The 16,418-nt window shown below is 62.4% G+C and carries 15 protein-coding genes; 6 read left to right on the plus strand and 9 right to left on the minus strand.

Features of this window, described 5'->3' with window-relative positions:
• Window positions 1-83: 83 nt before the first annotated feature.
• From BS629_RS33995 to BS629_RS34005, 3 genes are all read left to right on the plus strand, one after another.
• On the plus strand, window positions 84-740 hold the full coding sequence (locus BS629_RS33995; RefSeq protein ID WP_018244597.1) for a TetR/AcrR family transcriptional regulator: 657 nt from the start codon (window positions 84-86) through the stop codon (window positions 738-740).
• 72 nt (window positions 741-812) lie between these two features.
• Window positions 813-1,502 (plus strand): orotate phosphoribosyltransferase, encoded by a 690-nt coding sequence (locus tag BS629_RS34000; protein WP_018244598.1) that lies wholly within the window; start codon window positions 813-815, stop codon window positions 1,500-1,502.
• Between the two features lie 62 nt (window positions 1,503-1,564).
• The gene (locus tag BS629_RS34005; protein ID WP_018244599.1) at window positions 1,565-2,491 is read left to right on the plus strand and encodes a carbohydrate kinase family protein; all 927 of its coding nucleotides are present in this window, start codon (window positions 1,565-1,567) and stop codon (window positions 2,489-2,491) included.
• A 202-nt stretch (window positions 2,492-2,693) separates the two neighbouring features.
• On the opposite strand, the gene pgi is transcribed toward BS629_RS34005, so the two are convergent.
• A complete protein-coding gene (pgi, locus tag BS629_RS34010; protein ID WP_026188603.1) occupies window positions 2,694-4,319 on the minus strand; it encodes a glucose-6-phosphate isomerase in 1,626 nt (541 codons plus the stop codon).
• Between the two features lie 184 nt (window positions 4,320-4,503).
• Window positions 4,504-6,204: a long-chain fatty acid--CoA ligase gene (locus BS629_RS34015; RefSeq protein ID WP_018447689.1), complete on the minus strand. Its 1,701-nt coding sequence runs from the start codon at window positions 6,202-6,204 to the stop codon at window positions 4,504-4,506.
• 247 nt (window positions 6,205-6,451) lie between these two features.
• Between BS629_RS34015 and BS629_RS34020 the strand changes: the two genes are divergently transcribed.
• Window positions 6,452-6,844, plus strand: a complete 393-nt coding sequence (locus BS629_RS34020; protein ID WP_018244602.1) for a PRC-barrel domain-containing protein — start codon at window positions 6,452-6,454, stop codon at window positions 6,842-6,844.
• Between the two features lie 49 nt (window positions 6,845-6,893).
• Here BS629_RS34020 and BS629_RS34025 read toward each other — a convergent pair whose 3' ends face one another.
• The 7 genes from BS629_RS34025 to BS629_RS38750 all read right to left on the minus strand — a co-directional run bounded on the left by BS629_RS34025 (window position 6,894) and on the right by BS629_RS38750 (window position 14,193).
• Window positions 6,894-9,347 carry a glycoside hydrolase family 2 protein gene (locus BS629_RS34025; RefSeq protein WP_018244603.1) on the minus strand — a complete coding sequence of 818 codons (2,454 nt, stop codon included), beginning with the start codon at window positions 9,345-9,347 and terminating at the stop codon, window positions 6,894-6,896.
• Between the two features lie 88 nt (window positions 9,348-9,435).
• Window positions 9,436-9,831: a VOC family protein gene (locus BS629_RS34030; protein WP_018244604.1), complete on the minus strand. Its 396-nt coding sequence runs from the start codon at window positions 9,829-9,831 to the stop codon at window positions 9,436-9,438.
• Window positions 9,832-9,977: 146 nt separating this feature from the next.
• Window positions 9,978-10,727 (minus strand): ABC transporter permease, encoded by a 750-nt coding sequence (locus tag BS629_RS34035; RefSeq protein ID WP_018244605.1) that lies wholly within the window; start codon window positions 10,725-10,727, stop codon window positions 9,978-9,980.
• Window positions 10,724-11,668, minus strand: coding sequence for an ABC transporter ATP-binding protein (locus BS629_RS34040; RefSeq protein WP_018244606.1), 945 nt, complete (start codon window positions 11,666-11,668; stop codon window positions 10,724-10,726). Before BS629_RS34040 ends, BS629_RS34035 begins: the two co-directional genes overlap by 4 nt.
• Window positions 11,665-12,831: an ABC transporter permease gene (locus tag BS629_RS34045; RefSeq protein WP_018244607.1), complete on the minus strand. Its 1,167-nt coding sequence runs from the start codon at window positions 12,829-12,831 to the stop codon at window positions 11,665-11,667. Before BS629_RS34045 ends, BS629_RS34040 begins: the two co-directional genes overlap by 4 nt.
• Window positions 12,832-12,913: 82 nt before the next feature.
• Window positions 12,914-13,822 (minus strand): glycine betaine ABC transporter substrate-binding protein OsmF, encoded by a 909-nt coding sequence (osmF, locus tag BS629_RS34050; RefSeq protein ID WP_018244608.1) that lies wholly within the window; start codon window positions 13,820-13,822, stop codon window positions 12,914-12,916.
• Window positions 13,816-14,193: a hypothetical protein gene (locus BS629_RS38750; protein WP_128408455.1), complete on the minus strand. Its 378-nt coding sequence runs from the start codon at window positions 14,191-14,193 to the stop codon at window positions 13,816-13,818. The genes osmF and BS629_RS38750 overlap by 7 nt, the downstream gene beginning before the upstream one ends.
• A 49-nt stretch (window positions 14,194-14,242) precedes the next feature.
• On the opposite strand from BS629_RS38750, the gene BS629_RS34060 reads away from it, so the two are divergent.
• Window positions 14,243-15,490, plus strand: a complete 1,248-nt coding sequence (locus BS629_RS34060; RefSeq protein ID WP_026188604.1) for a LysR family transcriptional regulator — start codon at window positions 14,243-14,245, stop codon at window positions 15,488-15,490.
• Complete coding sequence (locus BS629_RS34065; RefSeq protein ID WP_018244610.1) at window positions 15,487-16,215, plus strand: copper homeostasis protein CutC; 729 nt, start codon at window positions 15,487-15,489, stop codon at window positions 16,213-16,215. Before BS629_RS34060 ends, BS629_RS34065 begins: the two co-directional genes overlap by 4 nt.
• Window positions 16,216-16,418 lie beyond the last annotated feature (203 nt).

Below are 16,418 nucleotides of genomic sequence, written 5' to 3' on the forward strand. Positions count from 1 at the left end.
TTTTGCAAACAAGAGAAACTCTCTCATTTGCAAAATGAGATAATCTCTCTTATTTTGTTTGTCAACGTGGAAAAGGAGAGATCATGTCGGAACAGCCGGTCGCAACGCGCAGGCGCCAGCAGGAGTCTACCGGCCAGCCGCGCCGCATCCCCAGCCAGCAGCGCGGCCGCGAGCGCTTCGAAAAGATCCTCGCGGTTGCCTCGCAACTGATCGAAAGCCACGGCAGCGATGGCTTGAAGATGAGCGAGATCGTCGAAAAGGCCGGTCTTTCCTTCGGCGCCCTCTACCAATATTTCCCCGACAAGACCTCGATCATCCGCACATTGGCCGAGCGCTTCAACGAGCAGGGCAGGCGGTGCGTCGAAGAGGAACTGGCGAAGGTGACCGACGCTGCGGCCCTGCAGCGCGCGCTCGCCAATATCGCCGATGAATATTATGCCTTCTTCCGCCGCGAGCCCGTCATGCGCGACATCTGGCATGCGACCCATACCGACAAGCTGCTGCAGCAGGTCGATGCCGAGGACATGGAATTTCATGCCCAGGCATTTCTCGCCGTGCTTATCCGTCTATGGCCGGATCGCGACCGCAAGGAGCTCTTGGCGATCGCCCGGCTGACGATGCAGCTGCTTGCCGCCGGCGTACGTTATGCCGTTTCGCTAGATGCGGAGGAGGGCGCTCAGGCGATTGCCTTGTTCAAGAAGATGCAGATCGCCGATATCGGCCGCCTGCTACTGTCATGAGCGCGCCTTTCGTCTGGAAACGTCGGGCTCTTGCTGCTATTCCCGCAAGGATCCAAGCCGAAGGAGAGCCGCATGATCCAGACCACATTTCCCGACCGCGCCGTGATGGCCGAATTGTTGGCCAAGATGCTCTGGGAGATCAAGGCGGTGCATTTCAATGCCGCGCAGCCCTATAAACTCTCCTCCGGGATGGCGAGCCCGGTCTATATCGATTGCCGCAAGCTGCTCTCCTTCCCGCGCATCCGCTCGACGGTGATGGATTTCGCCGCCAGCACCCTGCTGCGCGATGCCGGTTTCGAGCAGTTCGATTGCATCGCCGGCGGCGAGACCGCCGGCATCCCCTTCGCCGCCCTGCTGGCAGATCGTCTCGGCCTGCCGATGGTCTATGTCCGCAAGCAGCCGAAGGGCCATGGCCGCAATGCCCAGATCGAAGGCAACATGCCGGAAGGGTCGCGCGTGCTCGTCATCGAAGACCTGACGACAGCCGGCGGCAGCATGTTCAAGTTCATCGACGCGGTCCGTGCCGCCGGCGGCATCGTCGATCATGGCATCGCGCTGTTCTTCTACGGCATCTTCGGTGAACAGCGTTTTGCCGACGGCAAGGTCAGGCTGCATCACATCGCCACCTGGCGGAATGTTCTGGCCGTCGCCAAGGAGCAGAAGCTCTTCGACGACAAGACGCTGTCGGAAGTCGAGGCCTTCCTCGATGCGCCGCTGGCCTGGTCGGGAAGGAATGGTGGGGTTAGTGAGCTTTCGCTCTAGCCAGTTGACAAAAGCTCGCTTAATCGGTTGATGAACGTATAGATGCTGTTGGGAGGAATACGATGATTTTGTGCTGCGGCGAAGCCTTGATCGACATGCTGCCGAGGGACACGACCCTGGGCGAAAAGGGCTTCGCGCCCTATGCCGGCGGCGCGATCTTCAACACCGCAATCGCGCTCGGCCGCCTCGGCATCCCCACGGCCTTCTTCACCGGCATCGCCGATGACATGATGGGCGAAATCCTGCTGGAAACGCTGAAGGCGAGCAATGTCGATTACAGCCCATGCGCCATTACGCCGCGTCCCTCGACCATCGCCTTCGTCAAGCTGGTCAACGGCCAGGCGACCTATGCCTTCTACGACGAAGGCACCGCCGGCCGCATGATCACCACGGCCGACCTGCCTGTTCTCGGTGACGATTGCGAGGCGCTGCATTTCGGCGCAATCAGCCTGATCCCGAGCCCTTGCGGCGAAACCTACGAGGCGCTTCTCGACCGCGAAGCCGCTCGCCGGGTCATCTCGCTCGATCCGAATATTCGTCCGGGTTTCATCAAGGACAAGCCGGCGCATATGGCCCGCATCAAGCGCATGGCCGCTAAATCTGACATCGTCAAATTCTCCGACGAGGACCTCGAATGGTTCGGCCTGCAGGGAGACCATGATGCGCTCGCCGCCCACTGGCTGAACCACGGCGCCAAGCTCGTCGTCATCACCAAGGGCGCGGAAGGCGCCTCCGGTTATACCAAGGAGCGCAAGGTGACGGTCCCGAGCGAACGGGTCACCGTCGTCGACACGGTCGGCGCCGGCGATACCTTCGACGCTGGCATCCTCGCGTCGCTGAAGATGGATAATCTGCTGACCAAGCCTCAGGTGGCCAATCTTGACGAAAAGGCGCTGCGCAACGCCCTGACCCTCGGCGCCAAAGCCGCCGCCGTCACCGTCTCCCGCGCCGGCGCCAACCCCCCCTGGGCACGCGAGATTGGGCTTTAAGGCTTAAGCCCGAGACTGCCCCTCATCCGCCTGCCGCCACCAACCGGGGTCGAGCCACGTGTCTCGCCCCGTCCTTCGGACCCCCGTAAACGGGGCGAAGGGACAATGCCGCGGCCTCCCGATTCCCATTGACGTCTCGCGTGGCACGTCCCCTCTCCCCGCGCGCGGGAAGAGGGTTAGGTGAGGGGCAAATCTTGAACGGTTACTTCGCTAGCTTCGCCAGCGCCGCAACCAGGCCCTGCGTCGACGAGTCATGCGATGCCGCACTTTCCTTGCCTTCGACGACCGGCAGCAGGCCCGTCGCCAGTTCCTTGCCGAGCTCGACGCCCCACTGGTCGAAGGAGTTGATGCGGAAGAGCACGCCTTCGACGAAGACGCGGTGTTCGTAAAGCGCGATCAGGCGGCCGAGTGCGTAAGGGGTCAGCTTGTCGTAGACGAAGGTGATCGACGGCCGGTTGCCGGTGAAGACGCGGTGCGGCGCGATGAAATCGGCCTTTTTGTCGTCCATGCCTTTGTCGGTCAGCTGCTTCTTGGCTTCTTCGAAACTGCGTCCCTTCATCAGTGCTTCCGACTGGGCAAGCACGTTGGAGATCAGCAGCTGGTGCTGGTGGCGCAGCTCCGGCTCGAAGGCGTTGGCGGCGATCATGAATTCGGCCGGGATGATGCTCGTGCCCTGATGGATGAGCTGGTAGAAGGCGTGCTGGCCATTGGTGCCGGGCTCGCCCCAGACGACAGGGCCGGAATTGCCTTCGACCGGCGTGCCGTCAATGGTGACGCCCTTGCCGTTCGATTCCATGTCGAGCTGCTGCAGATAGGCCGGGAAGCGCGACAGGCGCTGGTCGTAGGGCAGGATGGCGCGGGTGGGGTAGCCCAGCACATTGCGATGGTAGAAGCCGATCAGGCCGAGCAGCATCGGCAGGTTTTCGGTAATCGGCGCCTTACGGAAGTGATTGTCGACGGCATGCGCGCCGTCGAGGAACTTGCCGAAATTCTCCGGCCCGACGGCGATCATCAGCGGCAGGCCGATCGCCGACCAGATCGAATAGCGGCCGCCGACCCAATCCCAGAAGCCGAAGACGCGGGCGCTGTCGATGCCGAAGGCGGCGACCTTGTCGAGTGCCGTCGAGACGGCGGCGAAATGGTGCTGCACGGCGGCTTCGCCGAGCGCCTTGGCGATGAAATTGCGCGCCGTCTGCGCATTAGTCATCGTCTCGACGGTGGTGAAGGTCTTCGAGGCGACGATGAACAGCGTCGTTTCCGGCTGCACCAGCTTCAGGATGTCGGCGATATGGGCGCCGTCGATATTGGAGACGAAATGCGCGCGCGGACCGTCATGGAAGGGAGCAAGCGCCAGCGTCGCCATCACAGGGCCGAGATCCGAGCCGCCGATACCGATATTGACGACATCGGTGATCGCCTTGCCGGTGGCGCCCTTCAGCGTGCCGGAGCGGACGTCGTCGGCAAACTTGCCCATGGCGGCAAGCACGGCATTGACGTCGGGCATGACGTCCTTGCCGTCGACCAGAACCGGTGTGTTGGAGCGGTTGCGCAGCGCGGTGTGCAGAACGGCGCGGTCCTCGGTGAAATTGATCGCCTTGCCGGAGAACATTTCCTCGCGCTTCTTCTCGACGCCGCCGTCTTCGGCGAGCTTCACCAAGAGCTTGAGGATGTCGTCATTCACCGCCGTCTTGGAAAAATCCATCAACAGGTCGTCAAGCGAGACGGAAAAGCGCGAAAAGCGCTGCGAATCGGCGGCGAAGGCGGCCCGGATATCGGTCACCTTGGTGGCATCAGCGGTGCTTTTCAGCTGTTCGACGATGGCGTTCATGGGAGGCTCCTTTGGAGGCGGAAAGGTTGCGGAAACTATTCGCTTTCTCACTCGCAAATCAAGTTCAGCCACCTGCCGAAATTGAAAAAAGCCACCCGCCGCAAGCGGATGCTTTAATTTCATTACAGCGCCGCGCGTCCGAAAGACGCGCAAAGGACGCTGTAACACTTTAAATTCGTCAAATTCAGCCGCGCAGGTCCTTGCGCAGGATCTTACCAACCGGCGACTTCGGCAGCTCGGTGCGGAACTCGATGAAGCGCGGCCGCTTGTAGTTGGTGAGGTTGGCGATGCAGTGGGCTTTGACCTCCGCTTCCGTCAGGTTCGGATCCTTCCTGACCACGAAGAGTTTTACCGCCTCGCCCGAATGTCCGTCCGGCACGCCGATGGCTGCGGCCTCGAGGATGCCGGCATGCATGGCGGCGACTTCCTCGATCTCGTTGGGATAGACGTTGAAGCCGGAGACGAGGATCATGTCCTTCTTGCGGTCGACGATCTTGGTGTAGCCGCGGTCGTCCATGAAGCCCATGTCGCCCGAGCGGAAGTAGCCGTCATCGGTCATCACCCGCGCCGTTTCCTCCGGCTTCTGCCAGTAGCCGGCCATCACCTGCGGTCCGCGAATGCAGATCTCGCCGACGTCGCCGAGCGGCAGCGAATTGCCGGCCTCGTCGCGGATATCGAGGTCGGTGGAGGGAAGCGGCAGGCCGATCGTGCCGGTGAACTCAGCCGAATCGAAGCGGTTGGCGGTGGCAACCGGCGATGTCTCGGAAAGGCCGTAGCCTTCCGTCACTGCCGTGCCTGTCATCTTCAGCCAGCGATCAGCGACCGGGCGCTGCACAGCCATGCCGCCGCCCAGCGACATGATCAGCGAGGAGAAGTCGAGCTTGGCGAAATCGGCATTGTTCATCAGCGCATTGAACAGCGTGTTGAGGCCGGGGAAGATATGGACCTTCGACTTTTCGAATTCCTTGACGAGACCGGGAATGTCGCGCGGATTGGCGATCAGGATATTGTGGGCGCCGAGCGACATGCCCATCAGCGAATTCACCGTCAGCGCGAAGATGTGGTAGAGCGGCAGGGCGCAGAGGAAATTCAGCACCTCCGGCTCTTTCTTGCGCTCGAAGGCCGATCGAAGCCAGAGCGACAGCTGCACCTTGTTGGCGAGCAGGTTCTGATGCGTCAGCACCGCGCCCTTGGCAACGCCCGTCGTGCCGCCGGTATATTGCAGGAAGGCGATGTCGCTGCCTGTCAGCGTGACCGGCTGGAGCTTTTTTCCGGCACCTTCGCGGAGCACCTGGCCGAAGCTCTTGTGCTGAGGGATCGACCAGGAGGGAACGAGCTTCTTCACCTTGCGCACAACGAAATTGACGATCAGCCCCTTTGGCCCGAGCATTTCCCCGAGCGAGGTGACGACGACATGGCGAAGGTCGGTCTTGTTGAGAACCTGCTCCACCGTGCGGGCGAAATTCTCCAGCACGAAGATCGCCTTGGCGCCGGAATCCTTCAACTGATGTTCGAGTTCGCGCGGCGTATAGAGCGGGTTGACGTTCACCACCACGAGACCGGCGCGCAGGATGGCGTAGGTGGCGATCGGGTTCTGCAGCACGTTCGGCATCATCACGGCGACGCGGTCGCCCTTCTGAAGGCCGGTGCTCTGCAGCCAGGCGGCGACCTTGCGCGTCTGGCTCTCCAGTTCGCGGTAGCGCATCCCCTTGCCCATGCTGGAAAAGGCGGTCCGGTCGGCGTAACGGGCGCAGGATTTTTCCAGCAGTTCGGCAAGCGAGGCATATTCCAGCGGCGGAATCTCTGCCGGAACGATATCGGGATAGGCGGCAAGCCAGGGCTTGTCCGGCCTGGCGCCGTTTGGATGGACGGAAATGCTGTTCATCTGTCTCTCTCCCGTGAGGCCGCCGCGCCGACATCATTCGGCAGATAACCGGAAAGATCCTCCATCTTCCAGTCCGGCAGCTTATGCGATTGCCTGAATGGTTCAAGCCGAATGACGCTATACTAACCTTGACGTAAACGTCAACATTCCGCCAGCGCACGATCATGGAAAGGATGGGGAACTTTGAGTCCGCCATGACGTTGATCTTGCATACTCACCATGAGGAAACACCAAAAGGAGGTGCACAATGTTGAACCAGGATACTGACGCCACCCGCCGTGACCCGAATGTCAAGGTCACGCACTCGCTGATCGCCAGCGACCGCGTCGAAGGCACCCGTGTCTATGGGCCCGATGGCAGGCATATCGGCTCGATCGAACGGCTGATCATCGGAAAGCTCGACGGCCGTGTCGCCTATGCCGTGCTGAGTTTCGGCGGCTTCCTGGGCATCGGTCACGACCACTATCCGCTTCCCTGGGAAAAGCTGAACTACGACACCCAGCTGGATGGCTATCGCATCGACCTGACCAAGGAGCAGATCGAAGGCGCCCCGAGCTATTCGGACGATGACGACACCTGGTACAACGACAATGGCCGCCGGGTCTATGATTACTACGGCGTGCCGCCTTACTGGATGTAACGTCGTCCGATAGGCCGAGCTGGAAGGGCCCCGCGGATGCGGGGCCTTTTTAGTGTTTGGCGAAGAGATCGTTGGCCGATCGCAGCACGGTGCCGATGACAATATCGTCTGCCACGATCGTCTTTGCCGTCTTGATCACAAAGACATGGCTCTCGCCCGGCAGCAGCGTCACCAGCATCGAATCGACAACGGCATCCGGATGCAGCCGATCGGCCATCAGGCAGAGATCCTTGAGGAAGTTTTGCGCCGTCACCTTGACCTCATACCCACCGTCGATCCCGACGACATCGACCGTCAGCTGCGGTGCCGGCAGGGCAAGCTCGATATCTTCGACGAAATAATGGAAGGCCCGCCGGTCGAGCATCTGCACGACGATGAGCTCGTCCTTCGGTAAGCCGGGGGTGACGATATCCTCGGGCAGCGGGAATTCCTTTGCCTCGAAACGATCGCAGAGCAGGCGCCAGAATTCGAATTCGGCCAGCACGGTGCCGTCGAGCGTCACGCGTTTGCCGCTGATCTTCGCCCGCCAGAACAGCGTCCGTTCATTGACGGCCACCGCCGCAAGTCCGCCGTCGCGCGGCTGGATCGTCAGCAGGCGCGGATCATAGGCTGCCTTCAGCGCATACCAGAGCGGCTTGCGGCGTCCGGCCGAATCGAGCGCGGCCCATGAGGTCACTGGCCAGCAATCGTTGAACTGCCAGACCACCGCACCCTTGCAGATATTCCGATGCGAGCGCATGTGTTCGACGCCGAAGCGGATGGCGCGCGCCTGGTTGAGCTGGGTGGCGAAGTGCCAGTCATCCATTGTCCGCGGCTCCGGCAAATGGCTGGACAGGCCGCGGATCAGCTTTTCATTGCCTTGTGTGGCCTTCTGATGGTGGAAGACGCCGTTCGATTGCGGCGTCAGCGGCGCGTCGTGCACGCTTTCTTCGATCGTTGCCCAGGCCGGAGGCGCTTGCCAGCCGAATTCGGAGCAGAAGCGCGGGATATAATTGCGGTAGACCTCGTAGCCGACATCGTTCCACACGTCCCAGATATGTTTGCAGCCATGTGCGTCGGCATTGGGTTCGATCTCCATCGAGCCGGAATAGGGGCTGCCGGGATAATAGGGCCGGTCCGGATCGAGTTCGACGCAGAGTTTCGGCAGCAGGTCGAGATAATAACCGAGGCCCCAGCTTTCGCCCGCCTTGATGATCGGCCGCCAGCCCCATTCGTCGAAGCCCCAGATGTTCTCGTTGTTGCCGTTCCAGAGGACCAGCGAGGCATGCGGCATCAGCCGCACGACATTGTCACGCACCTCCGCCTCGATCTCGCTTCTGAGCGGCTCCTCCTCCGGATAGGCGGCGCAGGCAAAGAGGAAATCCTGCCAGACCAGCATGCCGGCGCGGTCGCAGGCCTCATAGAATTCGTCGGCCTCGAAAATGCCGCCGCCCCAGACGCGCAGCATGTGGATATTGGCGGCCTTTGCCTCCTCGATCCGCGCGGCACAACGCTCAGCCGTCACCCGCGGGGGAAAACAATCGTCGGGAATCCAGTTCGCCCCGCAGATGAAAAGCGGTACGTCGTTGATGACGAAGGTGAAGGCCGAGCCGTGCTCGTCGGCTGCGGTGTCGAGCCGCAGTGAGCGGAAACCGAGTTCGCGCTCGTGAGCGTCGAGCAGATCGTCGCTCCCGTCGCCGATCAGCCGGAGAGTCAGGGGATAAAGCGGCTGCGCGCCGAGATGGTGCGGCCACCAGAGCTGCGGCGAGGGGAGGGTAAGCTCGAAGGCGATCTCGTCTTCGTCAGCGTCAATCGCCAGCGTTTTGGTTACGCCGCCGATTTCGGCGACAAGCCTCAACGGCGTCGTGCCGCCATGCCGCGCCAACCTGGTATGCACCTTCACCAGCCCGTCACCGCCGGCAAGCGTTGCCGACACCCGTGTTTCGGCAAGCCGCGCCCGATCCCAGCTTTCCAGCCGGACGGGCTTCCAGACGCCGGCCGTCACCAGCGTCGGCCCCCAGTCCCAGCCGAAATTGCAGGCCATCTTGCGCATCAGATTGCCCGGTCCCGGATAGTTGTTGGGACGGTAGCCGTAATGTTTTTCCATCTCCGCACCATAGGCGTAAGCCGAGCGGAAGGTGACGGTGAGTTCGTTTTGGCCAGCCTTCAGCAGCTGGGAAACATCGAAACGATAGGTGCGGTGCATGTTGAAGGTGCGGCCGATCTCTTCCCCGTTGAGGGATATCACCGCGATCGTATCGAGCCCGTCGAAGACGAGCTCCTGCACCCTGCCATCGTCAGGCATCGCCTCGAACGTGCAGCGATAGGTCCAATCGGTCCTGCCGATCCAGTCACTGCTGATCTCGTTGACGTCGATATAGGGATCGGGGATCAGCCGGTTGGCGATCAGGTCGAGATGCACGCAGCCCGGCACCGTTGCGGGGATTGCGGCAGGCAGTCCGGGCCTTGCTGTATCGTTACAGGAGAGCGTCCAGCCGGAATTGAGCTCGGTCTTCTCGATCATGGGCGGGCTCCTAGTTCATGCCGCTCGAAGCTGTGGGATTATCGGGAGATTGGAACGGTGCGGCCGCAATCCGGCTCGGCACGATGCGTCAGAGAAACCGGCCGTGGCGCTGCAGCACCTCGATCTTGTAGCCATCGGGATCGCTGATGAAGAAGAACAGGCCGAAGAGCTTGCCGTCGCGGTTGAGCTCTACCAGTTCACCCGGATTGAGCCCGAGCTTCGACAGCCGCTCCCGCTCGACCGCCACCTCCTCGACCGAGACGGCGAGATGGCCATAGGCATTGCCGAGGTCATACGGCGCGGTCCGGCCCTTGTTGACGGTCAGTTCCAGCTCGAAGCCGGTCTCGGCATTGCTCATATAGATCAGCGTGAAGGTTTCGAAATCGACGCGGTCGGCCACCGAAAGGCCGAAGGCCCTCTCGTAGAATTCGACGGAGCGCGCCTCATCGAGAACGCGGATCATGGAGTGGATCATCTTCGCCAATTCTGCCTCCCATTGCACTACAGCGCCGCGCGTCTTTTTAGACGCGCAAAGGACGCTGTAGCACTTTGAATTGCTGCATAATTCCTTAAATCGGAATCGATTTAAGGAATTATGCAGTAGTCACGGCAGTCTTGGTACTCGTCCTCCTACGCCGCGCGCAAGCCGATTCTTCGGGTGATCGCCCCTTCGACCAGACCCATGGCGTCATAGATCAGCACCGCCATCAGGCCGACGATCAGGCCGCCCTGCAGGATGAAGGCGGTATTGTCGGAGATCAGCCCGGCGATAATGACCTCGCCGAGGCCCTTTGCCGCAACCGTCGAGCCGATCGTCGCCGTGCCGATATTGATCACGGTCGCCACCTTCAGCCCTTCGAGGATCAGCGGCAGGGCAAGCGGCAGCTCGACCCGCAGCAGCCGCTGCGTGCCGTTCATGCCCATGCCGTCGGCGGCATCGAGCACTTGCGGCGAAACCTGCTTCAAGCCGGCGACGGTGTTTTCGAAGATCGGCAGCAGGCCGTAGAGAAAGAGCGCGATCAGCGTCGGCATGGCGCCGAACCCGGTGGCGGGAACAGCGAGTGCCAGCACCGCGACCGGCGGAAAGGTCTGCCCCGCATTGGCGATGGCGCGCGACAGCGGCAGGAAGTCAGCCCCGCTTTCCCGCGTCACGAAGATGCCGCCGACAACGGCAAGCACGGCGCTGCAGACAATCGAGCCGATCACCAGCTGCAGGTGCCCGGCGGCCAGCGAGGCAAGGCTGTTCTGCGTATAGACGGCAGGCGCATTGTTGCTGGTCAGCGGCACCAGCAGGAGGGAAAGCCACTCCGTCCTGAACAGCAGGATGAGCAGCAAAGCCAGCGCCGCCAGGCGGAAGAGATTGGCGACGAGGAGCTTCATGCCTTGCGGCCCAGTTCGAGAAGCCGCGTCATCGAGATCGAGCCAACCGGCGCCTTTTCGCCGTCCTGCACGGCTGCCTCGTCGACCCCCTGCCAGATCATTTCGGCCAGCGCATCACGCAGGCTGAGCGACTGCGGCAGGGCATAGGCGAGACCGTTCTTGGCCGGCTCCATGCTCTCCTTCAGCGGCAGCAGCGACATCAGCTTCAAGGCCCGGTCGGACGTGCCGGTCAATTGCTGCACGAAGGGATCGGCGGGTTCGGTGAGGATCTTTTCCGGCGTCGAGCATTGCAGCAACCTGCCCTGGCTCATCACTGCAATCTGGTTGCCGAGATGGAAGGCCTCGTCCATGTCGTGGGTGACGAGAATAACCGTCGTACCGAACTGTTTCTGGATCGCCAAAAGGTCGTCCTGCGCCTTGCCGCGGATGACGGGATCGAGCGCACCGAAGGGTTCGTCCATCAACAGCAGCTCCGGCTCGGCCGCCAGCGCCCGGGCCACACCGACGCGCTGCTGCTGGCCGCCCGAGAGCTGGTGCGGATATTTGTCGGCAAAGGTTGCCGGATCGAGGTTGAAAAGCCCGAGCAGTTCTTCGACGCGTTTGGCGATGCGGGCGGAATCCCAATCGAGAAGCTGCGGCACGGTGGCGATATTCTGCGCCACCGTCCGGTGCGGAAACAGGCCGTGTCCCTGGATGGCATAGCCGATCTTGCGGCGAAGCTCCGTCACTGGAACGTCCATCACATTCTGTCCGCCGACTGATATTTCGCCTTCGGTGATCGGCACCAGTCGGTTGATCATCCGCATCAGCGTCGATTTGCCCGAGCCCGACGTGCCGACGATGACGGTGATCTCACCCTTCTCGACGCTCATCGAGACGTTGTCGACGACGGTGGCCGGGCCGTAGCGCTTGGTGACGTTCCTGATCTCGATCATGGTCATGCGGCGGTTCCCCGGATGCTGTCGATGACCGCATCGAGGATGACGGCCGATGAGAAGGCGAAGAAGACGGTCGGCACGGCGCCGAGCAGGACGAGATCCATGGCCGTCTGGCCGAGCCCCTGGAAGATGAAGATGCCGAAGCCGCCGCCGCCGATCAGCGCGGCGATCGTCACCATGCCGATCGCCTGCACCAGTACGATGCGGATGCCGGTGAGGATGACGGGAAAGGCGAGCGGCATGTCGATGCCGGTCAGAATCTGCAAGCGCGTCAGCCCCATGCCGGCCGCAGCATCGCGCACCGAGGGGTCGACGCCCTGAAGGCCGACGACGGTGTTGGCGACGATCGGCAGCAGCGAATAGAGCACCAGCGCAATCAAGGCAGGCGCCGTGCCGATGCCGCGGATGCCGATCGCGGCGGCGAGCGGCACATGGGTGGCGAGATAGCCGAGCGGCAGCATCAATAGGCCGAAGAGTGCCAGGCTCGGGATCGTCTGGATGAGGCTCAGCCCCTGCAGCACGATGGCCCGCAGCTTCGGCACCCAGAAGCAGAGGATGCCAAGCGGCAGGCCGAGAACAATGGCGATGGCAAGCGAGCCGAACGCCAGCAGCAGATGCGAGAGCGCTTCGGTCTCGAATTGCGGGGCCCGCGTCGAGAATTCCTTCATGATCGAAAGGCTGTCGAGCAGGCCGGAGGAGAGCGAGATGAAGAGCAGCGCCGTATAGGCTGCAAGGGCTGCCACCCGCATCCATGGTGCCAGCCGGATTTTGACAAGCGCATCAGATATCACGAGCCCGATCACCGCAAACAGCGCCCAGAAGCCGCCGCCGGGCGTCATGCGCGCCACTGTGCTGCCGGGGGGCGTTGCCGCCGTCGAGACGAGGCCGATCGCAACGATCAGCGCCGCAAGGCAGAGTGTGGCGATGACAAGCCGTGCTATCGCATTGGTGAGGAACAGCGTGGCGAAGGCGGTGAGAAGGAGAAGCACGGTCAGGATGACGACGGAAGGCTGGGGAAGAAGCTGCATCAGCAGCATCGGCTTGCCGGCGGCGATGCGGTTCGCCTTCACGTAGATGAAGGGCATCAGTGCAGTCGCCGCGATGCCGCCGGCCACCAGAACCACGCCGAGCCGGTCCAGCTTGCGGACCGCTAAGGTTTCTTCCATCAAATCAACCCTGTCTGGCCAACATCAGCCCACCCTATCAGCAAACGGGGCTCCGCCCGCAATCGGGCGGAGCGAGCGATGATTACTTCAGGAAGCCCTTTTCCTTGAGATAGGCTTCGGCGACGGATTTTGCCGGCTCGCCGTCGACCTGGATCTTGGCGTTGAGCTTACGCAACTCGTCGGCGGTCAGGCTCTTGAAGATCGGCGAGAGCACTTCCTCGATCTTCGGATTGGCCTTCAACACCTCTTCGCGGATGATCGGCGTCGGGGCATAGACCTGCTGGACGTTCTTGTCGTCTTCGAGAACGGTGAGTTCAGCCGCTTCGATGGCGCCGTCGGTGCCGTAGACCATGGCGGTGTTGACGCCGTTCGTCTGGTCAGCGGCCGCCTTGATCGTTGCCGCCGTGTCGCCGCCGGAAAGAACGACCATCTGGTCGGGCTTCAGCTGGAAACCGTAGGTCGTCTGGAAGGCGGGGAGCGCGCCGGCCGAATTGACGAATTCGGCGGAGGCGGCAAGCTTGGCGGCACCGCCGCCGGCAACCCACTTGCCGAAGTCTGTGAGGCTCTTCAGCTTGTTCGGACCGGCGACATCGCTGCGCACGGCAAGCGCCCAGGTGTTGTTGGCGGGCGACGGCGTCAGCCAGACGATCTTGTTGGCGTCATAATCGAGCTTCTTCGCCAGCTCATAACCCTGGTCGATGTTCTTCCAGGCGGAGTCATCGGCCTTGTTGAAGAAGAAGCCGGCATTGCCGGTATACTCCGGATAGATGTCGATTTCGCCGGCGGTGATCGCCTTGCGCACGACGGGTGTTGCGCCAAGCGCGATGCGGTCCTGCGTCTTGATGCCGTTTGCTTCGAGAGCGAGCGCAATGACGTTGCCGAGCAGCGTGCCTTCGGTGTCGATCTTCGACGAAACGACGACGTCGGCGGCATGGGCCGCACCCACCGCGAAGGCGGAGAGCGAGACGGCAAGTGCGAGTTTCTTCAGCATGGAAAGTCCCCTTTTTCAAAACCATTGAATGTGGCCCAAGCCTCGGGCGGGAGGCCTGCGCATAGGAAATCCGCCGGCGAAGGCGACCAAGCCGCCATCATGCCGGAATTGCGTGCGTCATGGAAATAGCGTTCATGCCCGAAAAATCGATGCAAGCCCCCTCCAGTATTTGCGGTCGCGGCACGATTATGGCGGCGAATGCGGCTCCGCGCGCGGAAACGCATTCCCTTTTCCAAGGCCGGCGCGATTTGTTTTTGTTCCCTTGCGTGTTTCCACGATATTCCCCGGCTCTTTCGCGGTTTCCCGCCGCCCGGTTTTTTATGACGGCAACGATAGCCCGCCTCTCCGGAGGCAGGGATATCTTTTTTCATGAACACAGCATATCGTCCGGTTTTTCCAGCGCTTTCCGGAGGCGACCGTTTGCATCTTGGTGCCCTGTTCATCGCAAGCCATGTCCTGACCTCCGGTTCGGTGCGCGAGACCGCGCGGCGCTTCCAGCTGTCGCCCTCCACCGTCTCGACGGCAATCCATAATCTCGAGACCGAACTGGCGATGAAGCTGACGGAACGCGCTTCCGGCGAGTTGGCGACGCTGATTGCGAGCGGCAGGGTGCTGGAAGGCCTGGAGCCGATCATGGCTGCAATCGCTGAACTCGGCCAATGGGCCGGTCACGACGGCTCCGCCGCCGGGATCAACGAAGCCTGGGCATCCCGCATTCCCGTCAAGATCGTCACGATGGAGCGTTTTCTCGAAGTTGCCGACCAGGGTAGCATCAATCGGGCCGCCCGCCGTCTTCGCCTCGGTCAGCCGCAGCTTTCGCTTCAGCTTGCCAATCTTGAGAAATTTTTAGGCCATCGCCTGTTCGAGCGGCAGGCGCAGGGCTCGGTGCTGACGGAGGAGGGCAGGCGCGCCTACCAGATCTTCATGGCGATCAGCCAGGCGTGGAACGATCTCAAATCGTCGGCCGACGAGCGTTATCGGCGCACCGCCCGGTCGCTGCGCATCGGCTCGATCATCCCGACCGGCTCGGAAAGCTGGGTGGCGCGCTGCCTGGGCACGCTGGTCTCGGAATGGAATGCACGCCGCAACAACAATGCGATCTCGCTGGTCTCGATGACCGCCGACGATCTGCGCGAGGCGCTGAAGAGCGGCCGCATCGATGTCGCGATCCTGGATTCGGTCTTCGGGCTGGAAAACTTCCGCCATCGCGAACTGCTGCAGACCGACATGGTGGTGATCGCGCCGCCGGATAGCACCGAGACCAGCGTCGCCGATCTCGTTGCCGGCCACCCGATCTGCATGCCGAGCCCGCGCACCGGCCTCGGTCATGCGGCCATGGCCTTCAGCTACGAGCGCGCGCCCAACTGGCGCCTGCGCGGCCAGGATATCACCGCGGCGGATTCGCTGCCGGTCATCGTCGACCTCGTCGCCAATCACGGTTACGTCTCCTTCCTCGGCCGCGTCAGCGCCATGCCGATTGCCGACAAGGTGCGCATCGTCGATCTCGACGAGCACCTGCCGATGTCCTATCACGTCGCCTTCAACCATCGAAAAGCCGCCGCCGATGCCTGCACTGTCATCATCGAGGTGGCGGCGAGAATTACCTCGGAAACCGTGGCGCGCACCATAAGGCCGACGGACGCCGGAGCCAGGGAGACTGCAGCGTGACAATCTTGCTTGAAGTGTGCGTGGACAGCGCCGAAGGCCTTGCCGCCGCGATCGAAGGCGGCGCCGGCCGCATCGAGCTCTGCTCGGCGCTGGAGCTCGGCGGCCTGACGCCGCTGCCGAGCCTGATGAAGATCGCCGCCCGGGCTCCCATTCCGGTCTACGCGATGATCCGCCCTCACGCCGGGCCTTTCATCTTCGACGGGGCAGATGAGGAAGCGATGATGATCGATATTGATGCCGTGCGCGCCGCTGGCCTTGCCGGTGTCGTCATCGGCGCCAACCGGCCGGATGGTACGCTCGACATGCCGTTGATCCACCGTTTGAAGGCGCATGCGGCCGGCCTCGGCTCGACGCTGCATCGCGCTTTCGATCTGGTGCCGGATGCCGACCAGGCGCTGGAACAGGCGGTCGAACTCGGCTGCGAACGCATCCTGACCTCCGGCTGCGCCCTGAAGGCCACCGACGGTCTCGACACGCTGAAGCGCATTTCGGCAAAGGCCGCCGGCCGCATCGCCATCATGCCCGGCAGCGGCATCCGCCCGGCAAATGTCGGCGAGATCCTGCAGGCGACCGGCGCCCGCGAGGTCCACGGCTCCTGCAGTTCCCCGATCGAAAGCGCCGATCCGCGCGCGGTTGCCTTCGGCTTCGAGGCGAAAAGCACGAACAAGACCGATGTCGCCGTTGTCAGGCAGATGCGCAGGGCGATCGAGGCGGTGGCAGGATAACGGAGCGTGAGGACAAGGGAGCATTCGTTTGTCGATGCACCCCTCAATCTCCGTCATCCTCGGCCTTGAGCCGAGGATCCATGCCTTGCTGGTGACGGAGGCCAACGTGGATCCTCGGGTCGAGCCCCATAGGCGCTAACTTAGTTGTCGATGTGCGATGGCTCGTCGCCTTCGCGGTGGCTCGCGCAGTCGATGGAGCAGCC

Origin of the sequence: Rhizobium leguminosarum bv. viciae USDA 2370, from assembly GCF_002008365.1 — a bacterium.
Classification (GTDB): Bacteria; Pseudomonadota; Alphaproteobacteria; order Rhizobiales; family Rhizobiaceae; genus Rhizobium; species Rhizobium leguminosarum.